Annotated in this window: 14 protein-coding genes and 1 pseudogene; 11 read left to right on the top strand and 4 right to left on the bottom strand. The window is 63.9% G+C overall.

From position 1 onward, the window contains the following. Nucleotides 1–2 precede the first annotated feature (2 nt). The 5 genes and pseudogenes from nirB to cysG all read left to right on the top strand — a co-directional run bounded on the left by nirB (nucleotide 3) and on the right by cysG (nucleotide 7,650). Nucleotides 3–2,428, top strand: a pseudogene (gene nirB / locus ACZ1G0_RS09620) (nitrite reductase large subunit NirB). Next, nucleotides 2,425–2,760 (top strand): nitrite reductase small subunit NirD, encoded by a 336-nt coding sequence (gene nirD, locus ACZ1G0_RS09625; protein WP_472736746.1) that lies wholly within the window; start codon nucleotides 2,425–2,427, stop codon nucleotides 2,758–2,760. The pseudogene nirB and the gene nirD overlap by 4 nt, the downstream one beginning before the upstream one ends. Continuing rightward, on the top strand, nucleotides 2,757–5,333 hold the full coding sequence (locus ACZ1G0_RS09630) for a nitrate reductase (protein WP_472736747.1): 2,577 nt from the start codon (nucleotides 2,757–2,759) through the stop codon (nucleotides 5,331–5,333). The genes nirD and ACZ1G0_RS09630 overlap by 4 nt, the downstream gene beginning before the upstream one ends. Then, entirely contained in the window at nucleotides 5,330–6,265 is a 936-nt protein-coding gene (locus ACZ1G0_RS09635) for a glycosyl transferase family protein (protein ID WP_472736748.1), read from the top strand. The genes ACZ1G0_RS09630 and ACZ1G0_RS09635 overlap by 4 nt, the downstream gene beginning before the upstream one ends. Further along, nucleotides 6,262–7,650: a siroheme synthase CysG gene (gene cysG, locus ACZ1G0_RS09640; protein ID WP_472736749.1), complete on the top strand. Its 1,389-nt coding sequence runs from the start codon at nucleotides 6,262–6,264 to the stop codon at nucleotides 7,648–7,650. Before ACZ1G0_RS09635 ends, cysG begins: the two co-directional genes overlap by 4 nt. Nucleotides 7,651–8,560: 910 nt before the next feature. Here cysG and ACZ1G0_RS09645 read toward each other — a convergent pair. The 4 genes from ACZ1G0_RS09645 to htpX all read right to left on the bottom strand — a co-directional run bounded on the left by ACZ1G0_RS09645 (nucleotide 8,561) and on the right by htpX (nucleotide 15,991). After that, nucleotides 8,561–11,971, bottom strand: a complete 3,411-nt coding sequence (locus ACZ1G0_RS09645; protein WP_472736750.1) for an AAA family ATPase — start codon at nucleotides 11,969–11,971, stop codon at nucleotides 8,561–8,563. Continuing rightward, on the bottom strand, nucleotides 11,968–13,122 hold the full coding sequence (locus tag ACZ1G0_RS09650) for a metallophosphoesterase family protein (protein WP_472736751.1): 1,155 nt from the start codon (nucleotides 13,120–13,122) through the stop codon (nucleotides 11,968–11,970). The genes ACZ1G0_RS09645 and ACZ1G0_RS09650 overlap by 4 nt, the downstream gene beginning before the upstream one ends. Before the next feature lie 85 nt (nucleotides 13,123–13,207). Beyond that, nucleotides 13,208–15,043, bottom strand: coding sequence for a molecular chaperone HtpG (htpG, locus tag ACZ1G0_RS09655; protein WP_472736752.1), 1,836 nt, complete (start codon nucleotides 15,041–15,043; stop codon nucleotides 13,208–13,210). A gap of 60 nt (nucleotides 15,044–15,103) precedes the next feature. Further along, nucleotides 15,104–15,991, bottom strand: a complete 888-nt coding sequence (gene htpX / locus ACZ1G0_RS09660; protein WP_472736753.1) for a zinc metalloprotease HtpX — start codon at nucleotides 15,989–15,991, stop codon at nucleotides 15,104–15,106. Between the two features lie 423 nt (nucleotides 15,992–16,414). On the opposite strand from htpX, the gene ACZ1G0_RS09665 reads away from it, so the two are divergent. From ACZ1G0_RS09665 to ACZ1G0_RS09690, 6 genes are all read left to right on the top strand, one after another. Beyond that, a complete protein-coding gene (locus ACZ1G0_RS09665) occupies nucleotides 16,415–17,161 on the top strand; it encodes a hypothetical protein (RefSeq protein WP_472736754.1) in 747 nt (248 codons plus the stop codon). 74 nt (nucleotides 17,162–17,235) lie between these two features. After that, nucleotides 17,236–18,756 carry an AAA domain-containing protein gene (locus ACZ1G0_RS09670; protein ID WP_472736755.1) on the top strand — a complete coding sequence of 507 codons (1,521 nt, stop codon included), beginning with the start codon at nucleotides 17,236–17,238 and terminating at the stop codon, nucleotides 18,754–18,756. Further along, nucleotides 18,657–19,571: an AAA domain-containing protein gene (locus tag ACZ1G0_RS09675; RefSeq protein ID WP_472737788.1), complete on the top strand. Its 915-nt coding sequence runs from the start codon at nucleotides 18,657–18,659 to the stop codon at nucleotides 19,569–19,571. The genes ACZ1G0_RS09670 and ACZ1G0_RS09675 overlap by 100 nt, the downstream gene beginning before the upstream one ends. A 31-nt stretch (nucleotides 19,572–19,602) precedes the next feature. Next, the gene (locus ACZ1G0_RS09680; protein ID WP_472736756.1) at nucleotides 19,603–21,213 is read left to right on the top strand and encodes a coiled-coil domain-containing protein; all 1,611 of its coding nucleotides are present in this window, start codon (nucleotides 19,603–19,605) and stop codon (nucleotides 21,211–21,213) included. An 11-nt stretch (nucleotides 21,214–21,224) separates the two neighbouring features. After that, nucleotides 21,225–23,216, top strand: a complete 1,992-nt coding sequence (locus tag ACZ1G0_RS09685) for an McrB family protein (protein WP_472736757.1) — start codon at nucleotides 21,225–21,227, stop codon at nucleotides 23,214–23,216. Next, entirely contained in the window at nucleotides 23,213–24,607 is a 1,395-nt protein-coding gene (locus ACZ1G0_RS09690) for a hypothetical protein (protein ID WP_472736758.1), read from the top strand. Before ACZ1G0_RS09685 ends, ACZ1G0_RS09690 begins: the two co-directional genes overlap by 4 nt. Nucleotides 24,608–24,627 lie beyond the last annotated feature (20 nt).

Genomic DNA, 24,627 nt, shown 5'->3' on the forward strand with positions numbered 1-24,627 from the left:
ATATGACCCAGAAACTCATCGTCATCGGCGCGGGCATGGCCACGGGGCGGATGCTGGAAAAGCTGCTGGATGCGGGCGCGGACTACGAAATCACCCTGATCAACGGCGAGCCGCGCGGCAACTACAACCGCATCATGCTGTCCCCGGTCTTGTCCGGCGACAAAACCTACGCGGAAATCGTGACCCATGACGACGCATGGTACACCGAGAACAAGATCACCACGCGCTTTGGCTGTTTCGTCGAAACCATCGACCGCGCGGCCAAGACCGCGACCCTGACGGGCGGCGAGGTGCTGGCTTACGACAAGCTGGTCTTTGGCACCGGGTCCAACCCCTTCATGATCCCACTGCCGGGGGCTGATCTGGAGGGCGTCATCGCCTACCGCGACCTCGAAGACACCGAGCGGATGATGGCCCTCGGACCCAGCAATAAGTGCGTCGTCATCGGCGGCGGACTTTTGGGGCTGGAGGCCGCTGCGGGCATGGCCGCCCGGGGTGTCGATGTGACCGTCGTGCACATCATGGGCCACCTGATGGAGCGGCAGTTGGACGAAGCCGCAGGATACCTCCTGCGCAAGGCGCTGATCGACAAGGGCATCACGGTCAAATGTTCCGCCAACTCGACGGAGATTTTGGGCGCGGACGGCCATGTCCGAGCGCTCTTGCTTGACGATGGGACTGAGCTGCCCTGTGACTTGCTGGTGATGGCCGTGGGCATTCGCCCCAACGTGAAGCTGGCCCAAGACAGCGGCCTCGCCGTGGGCAAGGGCATCCATGTGGACGACCAAATGGTGACCTCTGACGCGGATGTTCTGGCTGTGGGCGAATGTGTGGAACACGACGGCGCGATCTTTGGCCTTGTCGCCCCGCTTTACGATCAAGCGGCGGTCGCGGCGCAAACCCTCATGGGGGAGCCTGCGCAATTCGTGCAAAAGGAGCTGTCGACCAAGCTGAAGGTCACGGGCTGTGATCTCTTTAGCGCGGGCGACTTTGCCGATGGCGACGGGCGCGAGGATATCGTCTTCCGCGATCCAGCGCGCGGCGTCTACCGTCGCCTCGTGATTGAGGACAATGTTGTCAAAGGCGCCGTGATGTACGGCGACACCGCCGACAGCAATTGGTTCTTTGGCCTGATCCGCGACAAGACCGATATCGCAGAAATGCGCGATACGTTGATCTTTGGCCCCGCCTACCAAGGGGGGACCCCCTGGACCCTTTAGCAGCTGTTGCAGCCTTACCGCGTGATGCGGAGATCTGTGGCTGCAACGGAATATGCAAAGGGCAAATCGAAGATGCGATTGCTGCGGGCGCCACTGATCTAGGCGCAATCAAAGCCACCACAAAGGCCAGTGCCTCTTGTGGGACCTGCACCGGTTTGGTGGAACAGGTCTTGGCCGTCACGCTGGGGGACGATTTCGTGATCCCGGCGGCGGCTTCGGTCTGTGGCTGCACGGACATGACCCACGAAGACGTGCGGCGCATGATCAAGTCGCAGCGCCTGACCTCCATGCCTGCGGTCTGGCAGGAATGTGGTTGGAAAACGCCTGATGGTTGCCACGTCTGTCGGCCTGCGTTGAATTTCTACCTGTTGGCCGATTGGCCGCTAGAGTATCAAGACGACCCGCAATCGCGGTTCATCAACGAACGCAAGCACGCCAACATCCAAAAGGACGGCACCTATAGTGTCGTGCCGCGCATGTGGGGCGGGATCACCACGCCCGCCGAGCTGCGCGCGATTGCCGATGCCGCCGACAAATACATGGTGCCCACAGTGAAGGTCACCGGGGGGCAGCGGATTGATCTGCTGGGCGTGAAGGGCGAGGACCTGCCCGATATCTGGGCCGATCTGAACGCGGCGGGCATGGTGTCGGGCTATGCCTATTCCAAAGGTCTACGCACGGTGAAAACCTGCGTCGGCACCGATCATTGTCGGTTCGGAACGCAAGACAGCACGGGGCTTGGCATCAAGTTGGAGAAGACCCTTCACGGGGCTTGGACACCGCATAAGTTGAAGCTGGCCGTGTCGGGATGCCCGCGCAATTGTGCGGAGGCGACCTGCAAGGACATCGGTGTCGTCTGTGTCGATAGCGGCTATCAGGTCAGCATCGGCGGGGCCGCTGGCATGGACGTCAAAGAGACGGAGTTGCTGTGTCAGGTCCCCACCGAGGACGAGGCGATCTTGGTCATCAAAGCGGTGACGCAGCTGTATCGTGAAAACGCCAAATACCTCGACCGGATTTACAAATGGATGGCCAAGGTGGGTCTGGATTGGATCAAGGAGCGGGTCGAGGCCGAGCGCGATGCGCTGGTCGACCGGTTCGAGGTGAGCCAGACGATCTATCGCCACGACCCATGGGCGGAGCATGCCACCAAACAGGCAAAGCGCTACCAACCCCTTGCCAACCTTGCGCTGGAGGCTGCGGAATGAGCGACTGGATCGATATTGCGGCCCTGAACGACGTGCCCCAACGGGGCGCACGCATGGTCAAAACCGCCCTTGGCTGCGTCGCTGTGTTCCGCACGGCGGACGACGCGGTCTATGCGCTCGACAACGCCTGCCCGCATAAGGCGGGACCCTTGGCCGAAGGGATCGTCCATGGGGCGTCGGTCACTTGCCCTTTGCACAACTGGGTGATCTCCTTAGAGACCGGCGAGGCGCAGGGCGCGGATGAGGGGCGCGTTGCGACCTACCCCGCCCGGGTCGAAGACGGGCGTATATTGCTCGACCGCACCTTCTTGCAAGCGCGGCCTGCGGCATGACCCTGACGCGGACCACCTGTCCTTATTGCGGCGTGGGCTGCGGGGTGCTGGCCGGGGCGGACGGCACGATCAAAGGCGATCCGGAGCACCCGGCGAACTTCGGGCGGCTCTGCTCCAAAGGGTCGGCGCTGGGTGAAACGATTGATCTGGAGGGGCGGCTTTTGCACCCACAGGTGCATGGGCAGCAAGCCGATTGGGACACGGCGCTTGATCTGGTGGCCGGGAAATTCAGCGCGGCGATTGCAGAACACGGCCCCGAAAGCGTGGCTTTCTATGCCTCCGGCCAACTGCTGACCGAGGATTACTACGTCGCCAACAAGCTGATGAAAGGCTTCATTGGCGCGGCAAATATAGACACCAATTCAAGGCTTTGCATGGCCTCTTCGGTTGCCGGGCACAAGCGGGCATTCGGCACAGACACAGTGCCTGGCACCTATGAAGACCTCGAACAAGCCGACTTGATCGTGCTGGTCGGATCAAACCTCGCGTGGTGTCACCCGGTTCTCTACCAGCGGATCGCGGCGGCGAAAGAGGCCCGTCCCGACATGCGCGTCGTCAACATCGACCCACGCCGCACGGCGTCAACCGATCTGGCCGACATGCACCTGCAAATCGCCCCCGACGGCGATGTGGCGCTGTTCAACGGGTTGCTTGCGCATCTGGCCGATACGCATGCTGTCGATCTGGGCTACATCCAAAACCACGTCAACGGCTGCTTTGGTGCGATTGAAGCGGCGCGCAAAAGTGACCCGTTCAGCAGTGGCATCGATGCCGAGGCCATCATGCACTTCTATCAGATGTGGGCGGGCAGAAAGAAGGTCGTGACGATCTATAGCCAAGGGGTGAACCAATCATCCTCTGGCACCGACAAGGTCAACGCGATCCTGAACTGCCATTTGGCCACGGGCCGCATCGGCAAGCCCGGCATGGGTCCATTTTCAGTCACCGGCCAGCCCAACGCAATGGGTGGGCGCGAGGTGGGAGGGTTGGCCAATATGCTGGCCAATCACCTTGAACTTGGGAACGCGGACCACCGCCAAGCGGTGCAGGGTTTCTGGGACAGCCCGACGATCTGCACAGAGCCGGGACTGAAAGCGGTTGATCTGTTTCAGGCCTGCGCGGAGGGCAAGATCAAGGCGCTCTGGATCATGTCCACGAACCCGGCGGTATCCTTGCCCGATGCCGACGGGGTCGCCGCCGCGATCAAGAACGTGCCTTTCGTTGTAACCTCTGACATTATGAAGCGCACAGACACCAACGATCTCGCCCACGTGCTGCTGCCTGCCACAGGCTGGGGCGAAAAGGATGGCACCGTCACGAACTCCGAACGGCGCATTTCACGGCAGCGGGCGTTTTTGCCCGCGCCCGGCGATGCGCGGCCCGATTGGGCGATCATCAGCGCTGTGGCGCAGCGGATGGGATTCGGAGACGCGTTCGCCTTTGAAACCCCGCGCGAAATCTTCGTAGAATACGTCGCGCTTGATGCGGCTGTGTCCCAATTCCCGCGCGATCTGGACCTGAGCATCTTTGCTGATGCCGACTACGCCAACCTGATCCCAACCCAATGGCCCCACGACGGAAAGCGCTTCTTTGCGGACGGTCAATTCTATCACGAAGACGGCAAAGCCAAGATGATCCCCGTGCAGGCCCCTGCGCTGACGAAACCACGCTTTGCGCTCAACACCGGGCGCAATCGCGACCAGTGGCATACGATGACGCGCACCGGCAAGGCGCCGCGCCTTGGGGCACATCTGGCCGAACCTTACGTCGAAATTCACCCGAACGATGCCGCCGCACTCAAGGCCGGACCGGGCAGTCTGATCGCAGTTGAAAGTGTCTACGGGCGCACGATCCTGCGCGCCTTGATCACCGACAGGGTCGCGCCGGGCCAGCTCTTTGCCCCCATGCACTGGACACGGCAGCGCACGACGCAAGGGACGGTGAACGCGATCACCGCACCGGTCACGGACCCGGTCTCGGGCCAGCCTGCGCTGAAGTCGGGCAGCGTGACAGCCGAAGTCTACAAACCCAAATGGTACGGGTTCCTTGCCTGCACCGCAGAGCCTACGCCTCAAACGTACTATGCCGCAATCGCACGCACACAAACCGGCTGGCAGGCAGAGCTTGCGGACACACAAACGCCAACCGATTGGGAAACCCAGGCCCGCCAGCTTTCGGGCATCGCGGGTGGCGAGGTCTCTGTTCAAACAGACTTGGTTAACGGCACGCAACGCGTGGCGCTGTGCCGCGACGGGCGCATCACCGCGCTTTTCTTTGCTTCCCCCAACCCGGTCATCCTGTCCCGCGCGTCGATCGTATCGCTCATCGGGACCGAGACGCCGGCACTCGCCGCGCTAGCCGGGCGGGCCCCTGCGGACCAACCCGATCCGGGCGCGACTGTCTGTGCCTGCTTCAACGTTGGACGCAACACGTTGCTGGCAGCAGTCGCCAATGGCGCCCGCAGTGTGACAGCTTTGGGCGAAGCCACATGCGCCGGGACGAACTGCGGGTCTTGCAAGCCCGAACTCACCGCGCTTTTGGCGGACGCCACGCTTCCGATGGCCGCCGAATGAGCCTCGGGCCCTTTGTCCAGATCGTCGCGCGCGGCAAGGGCCGGGCGCGGGCGATGACATTGGCCGAGGCGCAAGAGGCCATGACCCTGATCCTGCAAGGCGATGCGGCCCCCGAAGCGGTCGGCGCTTTGCTGATGGTCATGCGCCTGCGGGGCGAAACGGCGGAAGAGATCGCAGGTTTCACCGCCGCCCTGCGCGCCCATGTTGACGGGAAACTGCCTGCCGCCGACCTCGATTGGCCCTCATATGCCGCGGGGCGCAGCCGGGGCGCGCCGCTGTTTCTGTTGGCCGCAAGGCTAGTCGGCCAAGCTGGCTATAGCGTGTCGATGCACGGTTGGAATTCGCACCAATCTGCGGCGGCCTCTGTCCGGGTTGCGCTCGATCTGGCCGGGCCGCATGTGCAATATACACCGCTCGAAACGCTCAGCCCCGCGGCCTTCAACCTGCTGAAACTACGCGATACATTAGGGCTGCGGTCCTGCTTCAACACCGTGCTGCGCATGTGGAACCCGGCCCAAGCGCGCGCCAGCGTGCAAGGCGTGTTCCATCCCTCCTATCGCAGTTTGCAGGCCGAGGCCGCGCAGATGCTGGGCGCAACAGACCTCAGCATCATCAAAGGCGGCGGCGGCGAATTTGAGCGTCACCCGTCCAAAGAGATCTCCATTTTCGGGCTGCGCGACGGGGGGCATATTCAGGAACCTGCCACACCGCTGATCCAAGACACCCGGCGTCTGCACGATCCGGGCACCACGCTGGATCTGCATGCCCTATGGGAAGGGCGCGTGGATGATCCCTTTGCAGTTGCGACCATCACCGGCACTGCCGCACTGGCGCTTTGGACGCTCAAAGCCGCACCAACGCTGAACGCCGCCGATCAACTGGCCACCCGCCTTTGGGCGGCGCGCCACCAACCAGAAAGCCTGTCCGCATGAAGACCTTTCCAATGTTCCTGCAAATGGCAGGCCGCCGCGTCGTGATCGCAGGTGGGGGCGAGCAAGCCGCGCAGAAGGCGCGGTTGATCCTGAAATCCGAGGCGCATGTAGAGATCTGGGCCCCAACGCTGGACGCGGAACTGAACGGCCTAGCGCAAGACGGCCGCATCACTCACCACACAGGCCCAATCACGCCGCAGAGCTTCCGAGACACGGCCCTAGTCTTCATCGCCAACGGCTGTCCGGGGATCGACATGGCGCTGCACGCGCTCGCCAAAGAGGGTGGCGCGACGGTGAATGTCGTCGACCAGCCGCAGCTATGCGACGCCATTACACCTTCTATCGTGGACCGCGACCCGGTTGTGGTGGCGATTGGCACCGAAGGCACCGCCCCGGTGCTCGCGCGCCAAATCAAGACCAAGCTGGAAGAATCCCTTGAACCGCGCCTTGGCGATCTGGCGTCCCTCGCGGGGCGCTTGCGCAGCGCCGCAGCGGCACGGCTTGGCCCACGGGCACGGCGCGATCTGTGGCGCTGGGTGTTTAACGATGAACCCCGCCAGATGTTCACCAGCGGAGCGGAACGGGACGCTGCCAAGCTGATCAAAACGGCGATTGAAACGGGCGAATTCGGGGCCTCAAAAGGCGGCAGCGTCAGTCTTGTCGGGGCTGGGCCGGGGGCCAAAGACCTGATCACCCTGCGCGGTGTGCAGCGCCTGCAAGAGGCGGATGTGATCTATTATGACCGGCTGCTCGACCCCGAAATCCTCGAACTCGCGCGGCGCGATGCAGAACGCATCTATGTGGGCAAAGCCCCCGGTTGTCACAGCTGGCCGCAGGACAAGATCACGCAGACGCTGGTCGCAGCAGCCAAGCGCGGGCAACGCGTCGTGCGGCTGAAATGCGGTGATCCCGGTGTCTTCGGGCGCAGTACTGAAGAAATGGACGCTTTGCGCGGGGCGGGGATCCCTGTCGAAGTTGTCCCCGGCGTCACAGCTGCTTGCGCTGCGGCTGCAAGTGCAGGCCATAGCCTGACAGATCGCGGTAAAATCGACACGCTTGTGTTCACAACAGGCCATCGTGCAGACGGGTATACGATTCCCGATCCTTTGCATTACGTCAGGCCCGGCACTTGCGTGGCGCTTTACATGGCCGTTGGCGCAGCACCCCAAATCATCGCTCACTTAAAGGCACAGCACCCAGACGTTCCATTTGTTGTCCAGATCGCCGCCAAAGCCCAACGAAGCGGACAAATTCTATGTGACTGCACCCTTGAAGATCTAGAGGAGACAATGCGTATCCATGACATTCGTGGGGAAACGATGATTTTTGTGAAGTGGCCGCGCAAATGCGAGGAAACGCAATTTCATGCTTTGCGGTTTGCCTGAGGCGTTTGCCCGACTTTCGTAACTGTCTTTCAACTTGCCTTAGAAGACATCGCGGCACCGTTGGATGAGTTGCAGGATTATGCATTTTGCCCAGCCATGAACGAACTTCCAGCGCAAGAATGCCCGCAGTTGCAGCTGATTTACTTGAGCGAGGACAGTCGCTTTTCCACAGTTCGATTGAAGAAATCCGCTTTGCCCTTATGGAATCACGCGGTGGTGCCAAGGCGACATCATCTTCGGATCGGGCATCAGCTGGGATACGTGGATGGTCAACGGTCGGCCTGAATGGGGTTATCGTGCCCCTACTCCCGCTCCATGATCATCTCATCGACCTCGGCTTGATCGAACACTGCGCCCGCCTTCGCGCACGGGGCGAAACGCTTCTGTTCCCAGAACTGCGCCCAAAAAGCCGAAAAAGAAGGTCATGTCTGCGTTGAGATACAACTGGGAAAAGATCAGAGAGATCCAACTGGACGGCAATCCCAAAGCCCTCGACGGCCATAGCCTGCGGCACACCTTCAACCAGTTCCTGAAAAACCGGCCTGTGGTCTTGAAGGATGTTCGGCTGGACATTCTCGGTCACGCTGGTTCTGACCGCAACGAGGAGACCTACGGTGACGAACCCAAGTCGAAATCCAGCTCGAGAAGGCGCAAACCTACCCAGGCCTTAGGATCCTCGAGCGGTAACGGCCTCTTACCCAATCAAGCAGATTTGCCATTCATCGAACAAGATCAAGCAACGGTCCAAGACATTGAGAGACACGATAAGCTGCAGAGCAAGCAGTGCGACTTCGCAGTTCCGACTGCCTCTGGAAAGACGTGCCATGCCCCCAGCAACCTGCCTTCATTGCGATACCGTTTTGGACCGAAATTCAATGTTGAAAGGGCACTCGTGAGACGCCACTCCAGGTCACTTGTCCACAACCAGCTGCGCGAGGTCGACGATGCCCACATTCGGAAGCAGGTCTCGCGCGATGTCCACAAGGTGCTGGTGGTGCGTGAACATGATGGCTTGACCGGCAAGGCCGATCTCGGCGCAAAGCGTCAGGGCCGCACGGGCCCTGTCGTCATCAAAGGTTTCCATGATGTCGTCGAGCACCATGGGAAGCGGGCCGGGACTGCGCGCAAAGCTTTTGTAGCCCGCCAGCCGCAAGGCGAAGTAGAGCTGGCCCATGGTGCCGGTCGACATTTTGTCGGCAGGTGTGGTGCGCCCATCGGCCCCGATGCCCACAAGCTTTTCGCCTTCTGCTTCTGACCAGACTTCGACGCCGCGCCATTTCGGGGCTGTCATCTGCACGAACGCGCGCTCGACATCCTTGAGCATGTCGCCGCGCCGTTCCGCCGCCAAGCGTTTCAAGGCCCCCCGCGCCGCGAGGGTGCCCAGCCGGGCGACCGCTGCATCGCGCGCGCCATCGCGCAGCACCTCTTGCAGGGCTGCGGCCTCTGTGGCGAGGTCGGCGCGCGTGTCGGCCCCCAGTTCGGCCTCGTAAACCCGCGCCGCTTCGGTCTTGTTTTTGAACGCCGCATCGCGCGCGCTTTGTGCATCTTTCAGGATTTGCGCCACTTCCCCCGCGCGGGATGCGTTCGGCAACAGCGCAAGTTCGTGGGAAAAGAGCGCTTTGTCCACCGCGTCGCGGGCGGTTTGCCGGGTGCGGTTTGCCTGGCGCACCTGCGCACGCAAACGGTCCCGCTCTTCCAGCAGGCTTATCCGCGTTGCTGGGGCGAGGTCCGCTCCGCCTTGATCCGCAAAGAGAGTGTCCAGTTCCCCTTTGGCCCGTGATACCGCTTGGTCTGCCTCCTTTGCCACCTGCTGTGCGGTGTCGATCTGGGTCTTTAAGCCTTGCGCCTGCGCCTGTGCCGCGCGGGCCCCGTCAAGGCGCGATTTGGCCCCTATGATCGTGGCAAGGGGCGTGTCCAGTTCCTCGGCACCAAGGGTCGCAAGGCGTTCCACAAACCCGCCCGCCAATTTCAAGGCATGTTCCATGTTCTCAATGCGGCCGGTCAGCGAGCCCTGCGTTTCAGCCTCCCGCGCCATGGCCTGCAAAACGGGCAGAGCACTTTGCAGCGCCGCAGCAGACCTGTCTTGGAGCGGCAAGGCACTGGCGCATGCATCCATATCCACAGTGGCACGCTCGGCATTGTCCGCTGCGTGCTGCGCGCGCTCGCGCAATGCGTCCAATTCCTCGTGCGCCTTTTTCCAGCGCGCCCAAGTATCCGCCTGTTGGCCTGCCGTCGCCAGACGCGTCGTTACGTTCTGCTCAAACCCGTCCCCATCGACCGCAAGGTCGAACGACTGCGCCACTTGGCCAAGATCCGTGCGCGCGGCGCGTTCTGATTTGGCGGCGCTGTCCCATGCGGTCTGCGCGACCTGCAATGCGGCGGCCGCCTTCTCTGCCGTCCGCAGCGCGACCAACATCGGTGCAAGATCGGGCGGCGTGAAACCCGCTGCGAGGCCAAGGCGGGTGGCCATCTCTGCCACTTCGTCTTTGCAGGCAGCCAGCTCGGTTTCGCACCTGTGTTCCGTCTTTTGAGCGGTCTCCAGACGACCACGCGCTTTGGCCTCTGCCTCCGCCGCTTGGGTCAGGCGCTGCCGCGCGGCGGCACTTGCGAAGAATTGCGCGCGCGCGGTGTCGTCGGCGTGCATCTGCGCCTCGAAGGCCTCGGCGCTTGCGCTATCCAACGCGGCCCTGTGCGTCTGCCACGCCTCATCCCGGGCCCGGCGCGTCATCTCAATGGCGGCTTGATCCGTGGTCGCATCGTCGGAGCTGCGCGCCGCGCACAGCTTTGCGGCCTCCAGGGCCTCGGCTTCGGCGGCGCGGGTGGCGGCGCGGGCTTGCTTGCACTCGAATGCAGCCTTGGACAGCCGCGCAACGGCATCCTCGATGGCCGCAGGGGTGGGCAAGCCGGACTTCACCAAGGCTCGCCAACGGTCCGGCAAGCCCAACGCGGCCTCTTGCGCCTGCCCCTCGGCCAACCGCAGCCCTTCGCGCTCTGACGCAGTGTCTGCGACACGCTGCCATCTGTCGAAAGCCTTTTGCAGGGGGGTGACGTCCTTAGGTTGCGGCGGTTCGGCACCCAACATCTCGTCCATGCGCTGAACCTCCGCATTGGCGGCGCGCGCGGCCTCAGCCTTTTCGCGCGCCTTATCCACTGCGTCGGTCAGCCGGTCCAGATCTGCAGCGCGCAGAACCAGCCTGTTCCGATCGGCCTCGGCCACCTCAAGCCGCGCCGCAAAATCACGTAACTTGCCGGTTGAGACGTCCCGTTCTGACGTGCGCCGATCAAGATCGGCCCAAGCCGTGCGCGCACGATCCATCAGCGGCGCGTCATCAATCTGCGTGGCCTCAAACTCCGCAAGGATCGGTGCCAAAGCCTCTGCCTCTGGATCAAGGTCCAGAGCGTTCAAGTCACCTTCCAGAGCCTTGACGTTGTCCCGGGTCCGTTCGGCCTGCGTGGATTGCGTCTCAATCGTTGCGATCAAGGCCGTGATCTGCCCCGCAACACCATTGCCCAAATCCGGGCCGGACGGCAGCTGATCCAAACGCGTTTGCCACTCCGACAACTCCTCCTCTGCGTCGTACCATGTCTTTGCGGCTTTGGCGGCCTCCTCGCGATTACGGGCAGACCTAAGTTCGTCATCGGCCTGCGAAAACAGCGCATCGGCGTCGTCAACAGCCGCTTGCAATTCCTGCTCGCGCTGTGCTGTCAGTCGGCTGGCTTTGAGCAGCGCCGCAATCTCGTTCAGACGCTTCTTTCCCTGCGCCAACGTACTCTTCTGTGCGCCCTTGCGGTGGAACGTGGTCGCTCGGGCTTCTATTGCCTCCAACGCCTCGGACACGCCGGTCAGGCCCGAAAGACCCGCGTGCAGCAGCTCGCCCAGATCCCCTTCGGCCTTGGCAATCCGCGCCCCGCCGGTCCTGAGACTGTCATCATTGAGACTGAGACGTTCGACATAGGTCTCGCGCGTCAATCCGTGCAGCGCACTGGCCAGCACCGCTTCGTCCACGGCGCGCCCGCTGTCATCCAATAGGGTCTGTCTGGTCTTGCTGGTGCGTTGAAACGCCACCACGCCACGGCCGGGGATCTCCAGCTCCGCCCCGACGCGCAAATCGGCACGATCAAACCGGAAGGCGTAGGAATGCTCGCCCCTTTTCATTCCGAACACGAACTCAAGATAGGCCTCAAAGGCGGTCGATTTGCCCGCCTCATTCGGGCCGAAGACAAGCGTGACGTCCGGCGCACCGGGCTCAGGCTTCGGGAACCGCAACGCTGCATCCTGAAACCGCCCATAGCGGATAAGATCGAGCCTGTTCAGCCTCATGGCACAGCTCGGATGCGCCGCAGGACGTCGGTCACCGCATCCTCCAGCAGGGCCGCCTCGTCGTCCAACACATCCCGCAGGTCTTTCGGCAAAGCGTCGCGCAGGTCGCGCATGGTCTGCGTCGCCACCAATGCGAACGCGTCCGAGCCGATCTCGTCGCGCAACAGCCGTGCCATATCATCACTGGCCGCCTCTGACGTCGTCGCCGGTCCCAGAACGATCTTGTCGAGGAACACACCCGCCATGTCGTCCAGCGCCACGTCCGCTATGCCCTGCACATCCTCAGCGGTCAGATGGTCGGAGGCCACGCGCAGTCGAACGGCCACGTCGACGCCGGGCCGCGCGGCGGTGTGCAAAGCCGCGCGGATTTGATCGTCAGGGGGCGCATCGGGGTCCAGCGTGACGTCGGCCGCCGCAAAGGCAAGCCGTGCGATCGGCCGCGTGTCCACCTGAACGCGACCCGGCGCCACCGTGCACAGGGCAACCTGTCCGCCGTGGAGTTCCCCGTAGTGGCGCGGCTGTGGGATGCCGGGCATGACCCACGCCCTGCCCTCCCGCGCCCCTGTGGCGGGTTTGTGGATATGGCCAAGGCACCACAGATCGTAGCCATGGGCCAGCAGGTCCGCCTCTGAACAGGGCGCATAGGGGTCGTGCCCCGCCGCGCCGCCCAGCGACGTGTGCATCAGCCCCACATTCGCGCGCACCGGGTCAGGGGCCGGATAGTCGGGCAAAACGCTGCCCTTGGTGTGGGCGGCGTCAAAGGACAGACCGTGAAAGGCCACATCGCCCAGGATGACGGTGGGTCTGTTCCGGTCCAGCAGATGGATGTCCTCGCCAAGGCGGCCCAACCGGTCGTGGTCGAAGGTCGCGTCGTGATTGCCCCGGATTAACACCGACGGCACGCCCGCTTTTGCCGCGCGGCCCAGTTCGGACCGCAGCTTGGCCACCATCCGCACATCCGGCGCATCGGTGTCGAACAGGTCCCCGGCCAGGGCCAGAACATCCGCCCGCTCTGCGATGGCGAGGTCTACGATACGGGTCAGGGCATCCTCGCTCGAACGCAGGACGCGGGCCCCGAGTGCGGGGCTTCGCGTTGCAAGGGACCGGATGGGGGAGCCCAGATGAAGATCAGCCGTCGCCAGTATGCGCATTGTGCAACCCTATCGACTTCGCCCGCCACGACAACCCACGGCATCGCCGGGAGGGCGGTTTAGGCCGCGGCCCGTTCGGCGGGGATCACAGCGCCTTTTCCATGACCACGGACAGGCGGCGGACATAGGCGGCGGGATCGAGGGGGCCTTCGCCCTCCACGATGCGCGCCTGATCCAGCAACAGGTGTGCCGCGTCTTTCAGCAGCGCGTCGTCTGCATCCCCTGCCCGTTCGGCCAGCTTGGTGATGACGGCGTGCGTCGGGTTCAACTCCAGCACGCGGGGCATCCCGTGTTGCAGCTGCCCGTGACGTTTCAGCAGACGTTCCAGGTTCACATCCATGTCCCCCTCGTCCGCGATCAGACAAACGGGGCTGTCCGTCAAACGCTTGGACGGGCGCACGTCCTTGACCGCCTCGCCCAGTTCCGCCTTGATCGCGGCGATAAGGGCCGTCAGATCGGCGGCGTCGGGCGTCTCGTCTTCGGATGTATCCTCTCCCTTGATGCCCTCCAGATCGGCGGCCCCCCGGGTAATGGACCGAAGCGGCTTGCCCTCGAATTCGGTGATGTGTTGCAGCCAGAACTCGTCCACGTGATCGGACAGCAGCAGCACCTCGACGCCCTTGGCCTTGAAGCCCTCAAGGTGCGGCGACTGCGCCAGCTTGGCCGCATCCTCGCCCGCGATGTAGAAGATCGCCTCTTGGCCCTCTTTCATCCGCTCCACATATCCCGCAAGGCTGGTAAGCGGCGCACCGGTCGAGGCAAAGCGACAAACCTCAAGGATCCGGTCGCGCAGGGCCGGGTCCTCCACCAGCCCCTCTTTCAGCACCGCGCCGAAGTTGCCCCAGAATTTGGCATACTCCTCGGGCGCCTTGCTGGCCTTTTTCTTCAGCTCACTCAGCACTTTCTTGGTGACTTGCGTCTTGATCTTGGCCAGTTTCGGGTCGGTTTGCAGCATCTCGCGGCTGACATTCAGGGACAGGTCCTGACTGTCCACCACCCCGCGCAGGAACCGCAGGTAGGCGGGCATCAGGTCGGTGGTGGTCTCGGAGATGAAGACGCGGTTCACGTACAGCTTCACGTGGCTTTTGCGGTCCGCGTCAAACAGATCAAAGGGCTGGACCGATGGCACGAACAGCAGGCTGGTGTGGTTCAGCGTGCCCTCGACCCGATTGTGCATCACGTGCCAAGGGGTGTCGAAGGCGGCGGCGCTGGCCTTGTAGAAGGCGGTGTATTGATCTTCGGTGATGTTCTTGGGCGTTTTGGTCCAAAGCGCCTCCGCCGCGTTCAGCGTGTCCTCGCCCAGACGGATCGGAAAGCTGATATGCTCGGAATAGGTCTTGATGATCTGGCGCAGGCGCGCCTCTTGGGCGAATGCCTTGGCGTCTTTTTTCAGGTGCAGCGTGACGGTGGTGCCGGCCTCCTCGCGGGTGGCCGGTTCGATGGTAAACGACCCCTTGCCGTCCGACGACCACAGCCACGCCTCGGCCTCGCCCGCCTTGCGCGTGGTCACATCAACGCGGTCTGCGACCATGAAGGCCGAATAGAACCCCACGCCGAATTGCCCGATCAGGCCCGGTTTGTCGCCTTCGGCCTTCAGGGCCTCGATAAACGCCCCCGTGCCGGACTTGGCGATGGTGCCCAGCGTGTCCAGCAGGTCCGCGTGGTTCATCCCGATGCCGTTGTCCGCGATGGACAGCGTTTTTTTCCCCACCTCCAGCGTGATCGCGAAATCCCCCTCCGGCGCAAGGCTGGCGTCGGTCAGCGCCCCATAGCGCCGCTTGTCGCAGGCGTCCGAGGCGTTGGACACCAGTTCGCGCAAAAACACCTCGCGGTTGGAATACAGCGAACCCGCCACGATTTCGAGCAGTTGGCCCACCTCGGTCTGGAAGGAAAACGTCTCTTTCTCAATCACTTCGGTCATGTCGGAAACCTCCAATCTTCGTCTTTGGTGCGGATGTAGGAACCTTGAGGCGGGGTTCAACTACCCCCATGGCCCGGTGTTTTGCTGCGGGCGCGCACGTCCCATGGACGCGCCCCCTTTGGACCCGCTCAACTTGCGCAATTCGGCAATACGCTTGTCGATAGGCGGGTGCGTGGCGAACAGGCTGTCCACCGCCTGCATGTGTAGCGGGTTGACGATGAACATATGGGCTGTGGCGGGGTTACGCTCGGCTGCGATATTGTCGATCCGGCCCGACAGCACGCCCAGCCGGTTCAGCGCCGAGGCCAGCCATTCAGGATTGCCGCAGATCTCTGCGCCCACGGCGTCCGCCTCATATTCGCGCACCCGGCTGATCGCCATCTGCACCATCCCCGCCGCCATGGGGGCAAGCATCATCATCGCAATCGTACCGATGATCCCAAAGGGCCGGTCGCGGCCCCCGCCGAAGAAGAACGCAAAATTGGCCAGCATCGACACCGCCCCCGCAAGCGTCGCCGTGATCGTCATCGTCAGGGTGTCGCGGTTCTTGATATGGGCGAGTTCATGGGCCACGACGCCCGCCACCTCTTCGCGGGACATGTTCTGCATCAGCCCCCGGGTCACGGCGACGGCGGCGTTTTCGGGGTTGCGGCCGGTGGCAAAGGCGTTGGGCTGATCCGTCTCTATGATATACAGCGCGGGCATCGGCATCCCGGCCCGCCGCGCCATGCTTTCGGTCATGGCCCAAAGCTCTGGCGCGGACCGCTGATCCACAGGGCGCGCACCATGCATCCGCAGCACCGCCTTGTCCGAATTCCAGTAGGCGTAGAAATTCATCCCAAAGGTGACGATCAGCGCAATCAAAAGACCCGCCTCGCCGCCCAGCAGCAATCCGATCACGCCCACAAAGGCCGTCATTGCCGCCATCAAAAGAAATGTCCGCGCCATCTCGCAAAGCCCTCTCGACCTCAAGTCCCTTGTATATAAGCGCACCCACGGCCCCCGACAATGCCCGCGGATTACAGGAGAGTGCGCCCTAACCTTCTGCTTTTATTTCACAATTTATCGCAGACATTGAGCCACAGAAATGACCCCTTACAAAGACCCGGCCTTGACACTGCGTCGATCCAGGCGTGGCGCGGCCCGGATCAGTCGCCAGATTGTCGATGCCATACGAAAGGTCGGCAATGGCGGCGTGATCACCGTTGCGGCCATCAGGGGCCCAAAGACACAAGCTGTCCCGGCGCGATACACTCTGGACCCGCACCACGGACGTGACCGGGGTCCACGCTGCCGCGAGGCGCATAACGAAAATTTCACCATCCGTGAAAGTGACCTTACGATCCGCCTGCGTTCGCGCAACGATTGGGCATGTCCCTGACGCTTAAAATGTTGAAGGCCTTTCCAAAAGGTCGTTCTACCGAAGACGTCTTGGTCCTGACCGGGGCGGCGTTTTCCCATGACAAACGCCTTGCCACCTTGGCAGAGTTGCAAGACCTCGTGTCCCAAGGGGCTGTGCGGCGCACCAGTGCTGGATTATGGTGCGCGACCGTCTACGATCCGGGGGCGCGCAGCACGCCGCCACAGCGGACACCCCTGCCCGGGGCGCAGGGGTCGGACGCTCTGCTGGACGCCTCTGTGGCCACCTTCAAAACCACGTCGCTTGACACGCTCGACGGCACGCAAACAGACACTGAGGCCGACACCGAGGCCGATTTTGCGCCACAGCCCAAACAGCTGTTGCAATACTGGCGCGGGGCGTTGCGCTCGGACCCGCGCGGCGCAACCACCCAAGTGGTGGACAAACACGGGTTTGAATGGGCGCTGATTTCAGGGCGCGGCCCGCTGGTGCTGGAAGAGGGGCAAGCCCTTACGATTGAGATCGCGAAGGACGCGCTGCCCGCCTCGTTCCGAGAGGCGTTGATGCGGCGCGAGGGCAGTGCCAATGCGCTGGCGGTGGGCTGGCCCCTAGCCGTGGGCAACAGTACGATGCCACAGGTATTGCCCGTGGGCATGTTTGCGGCGCAGTGGACCAGCGACGCGCAGACGCTGCAGGTGATCATTGAACGCGATGACATTCTGGTAAACCCCATTGGGTCAGGGCCGCCGCGCGTCTGAGCGGTTGGAGCAGAACGGACCTTCAGGACGTTTTTGCAGACCACGGGACCCAGGGCCTGCCCGGGGCAGAGTTTGTGGAGCGGTTACGCTCTGCCGTCGCACGTCAGATCAAGGGGACGCTCAACGGTCAGGATCTTGCCGCGCAACTGGATGCGGGCGCCCCCGGGATCTACGATGCCTGCGCGCTGTTTTTGCCCAGCGACGCGTCGTTTACGGCGGGGGTGTCACGGGATTTGGATGCCATTTCAAACTGGCCCACGGACCGGATCGCGGCCACCGGGCTGGGCGCGGCCCTTGGGTTGGACCGCCCCTCCATCGCGCCCCCTGTCGCACTGGACGCGGGTCCCTTGAACAAGGAACAGCTGACAGCGGTGCGCTATGCCTTGGGCGGCGGGATCACTGTGGTCACAGGCCCCCCGGGGACCGGTAAAAGCCAAGCCATCGTCTCTATGGCCGCATCTATGATGGCTGCGGGCCAAAGCGTGCTGGTGGCGTCAAAGAACCACCAAGCGCTGGACGCCGTCGAAGACCGTCTGAGGGCCCTGGCACCCGGTGTGCCCTTTGCCGTGCGCACCCGTGATCCCAGACGGGAACGGGACACTGATTTCAAAAAGACCCTTGCCGCGGTGCTGAACGGGGACACCCAGACCGCGCCCCGGGGTCTGGATGACATGGCCGTCGCGCGATTGCACGATCTGGCCCAGCAGCGCGCGCAGGCCTTGGACAGTCTCGAACGGCTGTCGCATATCGAGGTGGCCTTGGCCGATGCCTTGGACACCATCGCCTTTCGCGAGGCACGTGATGATGCGGCGGCGGATACCCCCTCTCTCCACGCGGACAGACCCGGTCTGTGGGTGCGCCTGTTGCACAGGCTTGGCCTGCGGCGGGCGGTGGCACCGGCAACATCGCAGCCGGGGGTCCGAACGCTGCGCGACCTCAAGCGCCACGTGACCGGCCTGCGCCGGGACAAGGCCGCCCTTGATGATATCGCGGACCCAATCGCCCTTGGCCAAGAGGTGCAGGACCTCGTGCAGCAGCTTGTACCCAAGATGCTGGGCAATCGGACAATCCTGTCCCACCAGCGCCGCCAAAGCCTGACGGAAGCGTTTGAGAACTGGGATTTCAGCGACGGGAAGGGACAGCCGCCCTCCGATATCTCGCGCGCATTGATTGCCCACCGCCCCCTGTGGCTGGCCTCGGTTCTCGGTGCGCCCAAGCGGATCCCGCTGGACGATGGGCTGTTTGACTATGTGATCTTTGACGAGGCCAGCCAGTGCGACGTCGCCTCCGCCGTGCCCCTGATGGCCCGGGCCCGTCACGTCGTCGTGGTGGGCGATGACCGGCAGCTGTCGTTTATCCCGCAACTGGGGCAGGCACAGGACCGCAACCTGATGCAGGCACACGGCCTGCCCCCGCGCGCATGGGTCGCTTTGCCCAAAGCCGGCGGTCCCTGTTTGATTTCGCCGCCCGCATCCCCGGGGCCAAACGCGTCACCCTGCGACAGCAATATCGCTCTGCGGGACCGATCGTCGATTATATCAGCGGCACGTTTTATGGTGGGCAATTGTCCGTCGCCTACGACCCCAAGGGGCTGACTGTCCCCATGGGGACAAAGCCCGGGATCGCGTGGTCCCATGTCCCGGCCCCTGCCCGCACCTACGAAGGCAACGTGAATCCCGCCGAGGTGCAGGCCATCGTCGCGCATCTGAAAACCCTTCTGCTGAACCAGAACTATACGGGCAGCATCGGAGTAATCTCGCCCTTCCGGCCACAGGTCGCCGCCCTTGAGGCCGCGATCTGGCAGGCCATCCCGGAACCCCGGCGGATCACCTGCGAATTGCGCGTGGGCACCGTGGACAGCTTTCAGGGGCAGGAACGGGACCTGATCCTGTTCTCGCCCTGTGTGGGGCCGCGCAGCCGGCAAAGCGCGCTCACCTTCTTTTCCCGCGACGCCCGGCGGTTGAACGTGGCGATATCCCGGGCCCGCGCCGTGGCCATGGTGTTCGGGGATCTGGAGTTTGCCCAAAGCGGCAAGATCGCCGCCCTTGGCAGGCTGGCGGGTTTTGCAACGACCCCACGCGCCAAACCGGGCGAGGCCGTGTTCGACAGCGACTGGGAACGGCGGGTCTACTATGCCCTCAAGGCGCGGGGCCTTGACCCCCACCCACAATACGACATCGCGGGCCGGCGCTTGGACTTTGCCCTGTTTGGCACGGGCGACATCAAGCTGGACCTCGAAGTGGACGGGCGCCGGTGGCACGAAGGCCCGGACGGGCGGCGCAAGACGTCCGATCTGTGGCGCGATCATCAACTGAAATCGCTCGGCTGGCGCGTGCGCCGGTTCTGGGTGGATGAATTGGCAAAAGACATGGAGCGGTGCATTGACCTCGTCGAACAAGACCTCACCTAAGGGCAGCCGACACGGCCTTTTCGCAGCCCTCATGGGCACGGCCACCATTGGCGCCTGCGGCTACCTGATCTATGCCGTGAACGATCTGGACACCCGCTTTGGCCGGATTGCCGAGGATCGGGACTTCTATCTGGGCGAGGTCCGCACCGCCGAGGCGGATTTGGCCACATTGCGCGCGGAAATCGCCCTGCTGTCGGCGCAAAAGCTGGACCTGACACAACAGGCATCCGCGGCACAGGCCCAAAGCCAGAGTGCCGCACAACAAGAGGGTGACGCCCTCGCCCGGGCCGAGGCCGCGCGCGCCGAACTGGCGGATCTGCAACAGGACCTCGCCGCCGCGCAATTGGCCATCGCAGAGGCTCAGCGCGCCGAACGCCTGACCACAGAGCGTCGCGCACAGGCCGTCCAGTTGGAAAGGGATCTGGCTAGCCTGCGCGATCAGGCCGACCAGACCCGATCCGCCACCGCAGACCTGGAAACCCGCAGGCTGGATGTCGAACGCCAGCTGTCCCAGCTGCAAGATCGCCAGTCCACCCTGCAAGCGGAGGTGGACCGCCTTGCGCCCTTGGTCGAGGATCTGCGCGCCCAGGAACGCCGGGTGGCCGAGTTGCAGCGTGACGCGGATCGCCTGTCGGCCAGCGTCACCAGCCTGACGGATGCGCAATCGGCCCTGCGCGCGGACAGTGCCGCCGCACAGACGCGCCTTGGCGAGACACGGACGCAGCTTGCAACACTTGGCACGCAGATCGCCACCGCAGCGGCACAGCGCACGGGCCTGCGCCAGGAGGTGGACACCCTGACCCAGACGCGCGACGGGCTGGCCGCACAGATCGCCGGGGCCGAGGCGCGCCTGCGCACCTTGCAAAACGAGGCAGAGGTGCTGGAGGGCGCGCGCCAACGCAGCGCCGCCCAGTTGGAGGCCACCCGCGCCGCTGCCCAGTCCGAGGGCACAGACCTTGCGGCCTTGCGCGTGGAATACACCCAATTGCAAAGCGATGTGGCCCAAGCCCGAGATGCCTTGGCAGATCTGGACCAACAGCGCGCCACCCGTGATGCCCTGCTGGCGGAGGTGGACCGGTTGCAAAGCCGCGAGGCCGCGTTGACCAGCGCTCTGCCCGACCTTGAGGCGCAGGTGGCGGAACAGCGCGCGGCCTTGGTCCAAGTGCAAAGCGACCTGACAGAGGCGCAAGACCAAAGCGCCGCCCAGCTGGGCCGCCTTGGCGCTTTGGAGGCGGAGGTGCAAAGGCTGCAATCGGCGCGGCAAGACAGCGACGCCCGGGCAGCCTCTGCCCAAGCCGCCGCCGAGGTCGCCTCGGCACAGCTGGCCACGGTGCGGGCCGAATACGACCAAATGCAGGCAGAGATGGCGAGCGCACGGGCACAGATGGCAGAGCTGGACCAACAGCGCGCCACCTTGGCCGGCCTGCAATCGGAAGTGGCTTTGTTGCAGGCGCGCGAAGACGCCCTCGGCCCCCAGATCGCCACCGCGCGCCAGACACTGGCCAACACCATACAGGCCCGCGACAGCGCACAGGCCCAGTTGGCCACGCTGGAACGCCAGATCGCCGCCGCGCAGGCCCGGTTGGAGGCCCTGCCCGCGCCCGCCCCCGAAGCCGAAACCGCCACTGATGCCGTTGAATAAGGAAAAGCCAGATGTTGACTGACAATACCATCATCGTGCTGGTGATCACCGGGGCCGTGGCCATCGTCGCCATCGTGCAGATTATCCTCGCGGTGCAGCACGATCGCGCCGTGGCTGCCGCTGGCCCCATCGCGAAGCTGGAAATCTACGAAGAGCGCCTCGCCGCCAAGCGCGCGCTGATGGAGGAGCTGGACGGCGAGTTGGCCAAGATGCGCGACGATCTTGCCGACGTGGCCCGTCTCAATGCGGATGTCGACGGGCTCCGCCGTCAGAAAGAGGAACTGTTGGCGGAATGGGCCAGCATGGAAGACCGCCGCGCGGCTGTCGCCGAATTGCGCCAAGAGATTGAGGACGCGGTTGTGGAACAATTGGGTCTGACAGAAAAGTTGGTCCCCCTGCGCGCAGAATATCTGGAGGTCAAGGACCGGTTGGAGGCCGCCGAACGCCTGCAAGGCGACATCTCGGACATGCAGGCACAGCACGCGCAACTGGCCCAAGACATCGCCGCCCAACAGCAGACGCTGGCACAGTTGGACGCCGCACATGCCAAAGTCGAACGGCTTGAAAAACACGCGCTTGATCTGGAAACGGATCACGCCCGCCTGTCGGGGCAGATCGAGGCCCAGACCGCCACGCTCGCGACCTTGGAAACCAGTGTCGCGGCCCAGAGACAGGCTTTGGAACAGGCCCAGACCGAGGCCTCCGCGCTGCAGGCGAACGTCGCGGCGGCCCGCCAGACCATCAGCGAAAAAGAAGACCAGCGCAGCACCCTGGAGGCCCGGCTGGCGTTCTTGACCGACGAGATCAAACGCAAGACCGACACCGTTGGCGCAGACCCGGACACCGACCCCTTGCGCGCGTTGAAACAGGCCCCGCCCGTGATCACGGAGATGTTGGGCTGGCCCAAAGCCCCGCAAGAGAATGAAAGCGAGGCGCTGAAACGTGTGCAACGGCGGTTCAAGGCCAAGGGGCTGATCTACCCCGAGCGGACCCTTCGGGCCTTCCACACCGCCATGAAGGTGAACGAGACCACCCAAATGGCCGTGCTGGCCGGGATTTCTGGCACGGGCAAAAGCCAGCTGCCCCGCCAATACGCCGCCGGTATGGGGATCGGGTTTCTACAGGTGCCGGTACAGCCCCGCTGGGACAGCCCGCAGGACCTGATGGGCTTTTACAACTATATCGAAGGACGGTTCCGTCCCACGGACATGGCTCGCGCCCTATGGGCGTTGGACACGCAAAACAACCCCGATCCGGCCTTGGAGGACCGCATGATGATGGTGCTCTTGGACGAGATGAACCTGGCACGGGTAGAATACTATTTCTCGGACTTCCTCAGCCGGTTGGAAAGCCGTCCCGGGCGGGATGCGGTGGACAACCCCAACGAACGCAAGGACGCCGTGATCGAGTTGGAGATCCCCAACATGGACCAGCCGCCCCGGATCTTCCCGGGCTACAACCTGTTGTTCGCGGGCACCATGAACGAGGATGAAAGCACGCAAGCCCTGTCGGACAAGGTCGTGGACCGAGCCAATGTGCTGCGCTTTGCAGCGCCCAAGACCCTGCGGACCGGCACGCCCCAGGGCCAGCCCGAAGGCCCGATGCACCTGTCGAAGGCGCGCTGGAACAGCTGGATCAAACCGCCCCAAGACAGCGCCGACGTGAACGCCCATATCGACAAGATGGCCGATGTCATGCGCCAGTTGGGCCGCCCCTTCGGTCACCGCTTGGGCGGCGCCGTAAAGGCCTATATCGCGAATTATCCGCAGGTCGAAGGCCGCGAGGCCCTAAGCGATGCCCTGGCCGATCAGGTGGAAATGCGCCTGCTGCCCAAGTTGCGCGGAATCGAAGTCGACACTTGCGCCCCGGGTTTGGACGCCTTGCAAAAGCTGGTCGAGGCTGACTTTGATGACGCCCCCTTGGCCGATGCCATCGCCAAGTCCCGGCAAATGGCCGAAGACACAACGGGCCAATTCGTCTGGCACGGGGTGGAGCGCGGATGAACCTGCTGGCGCGGCCCTGGGCGTCCTACCTTGCGCACGATCATGCCTTTGGCCCCGGCGACTGTGTGTTGGGCGAAACCCACGCAGGCGGGCCCAAGGGAATGGACCACACCGTCTTGCAACGGGGCCGCGTGCGCGGGCAGGACACCGCGCTGGTGTTGTTCCCCTACCCCAAGCGCGAGGCGGGCCAAGGACCGGTCCGCGCAGGCTTTCCCACGCGGCCCAAACGCGGCCAAGACCCCAGTACCCCGGCCGAACACCACGGCAGCCACGTTCTGAAAACCATGAATGCGGTCCTTGCCCGGGTCCAGGAATTGCAAGAGGCCCTTGCCGATCCCGGCCAAACCTGGCCCCGCCTGCGCGCCGCATGGAAACGCGCCGAGGACGAGGCGGACCCGCGCATGGCCGACATCGTGCGCCAAGCCCGCGAGATGCAGCCGGTGCTGGGCGATCTAGAGGGCCGTTTGCGCCGGGTGCTGCGTCGGGTGCGCGAGATGACGCCTCTGGACCGGGTCCAAGAGATGGACCGCGCCGCGATGGTGTGGCTCAGCCGTCAACCGGGCGCCAGCGTGGCACAGCGGGCCGGGGCGGCGCAACGGATCCTGGCCACCGCCCGCAAAGAGGATTTCAACACGCTCGAAAATCAGGTCCTGCGGGCCTATTGCCTCTTGGCCTTCGAGGTGGCGCGGACATGGATGCGCGATCACGCCAGCGCCTGTGATACGGTGCGGTTCAAACAGGTGGCGCTTTTCGCCCGGGCCTGCCGCCGACTGGACCGCGCCCTGCACGCCAAGGGCGTCAGCGTGGCCGAGGCCGACATCACCCCGAACTACGTGCTGATGCAAGACCGCAGCTACCGACGGCTTCATGCGAACTGGCTCAAGCTGTTGCGGCGCAAAAGGATCGAAGACGACCTGTGGGCCTGGCAGGCGGAAACATGGACCGACTTTGCCGTGCTGGCCATGATCCTTGCCATCGAAGGCTTGGACGACAGTGTCGTCGTGGCGCAATCTCCCATCCGCTGGCGGGCCGAGGCGGACCGGGGACGCCTGTTCGACATGGACCGCCCGTTGGCCGTCTTCTGGCTGCGCCGACACAACCGGATCGTCGAAATCCTGTCCAGACCTGCGGCCCCAAGCGAAGGGCTGGTTTCAGCGCGGGCCCATGTTTCCCTGAAAATCACCTCCCTTTATGATCAAAGGGATCCGGCCACCCGGGTGGCGGTCTGGACCCCCCACGCCTTGACCGCGCTGGATGTGCACGAGGCCGCAACCCAGGCCGCCGCACGCCTTGCGCAGGTGCGCGCGGCCTCTCCCGGTGACAAGCTGACCAAGGGTCTGGTGCTGACCCCGGCTTGGCAAGGCTATGCCCGGCACAGGGTCGGGGGGTGACGGCCGTAGCCATCGGGCCC

The organism is Thalassobacter sp. HA4-2, assembly GCF_055693705.1.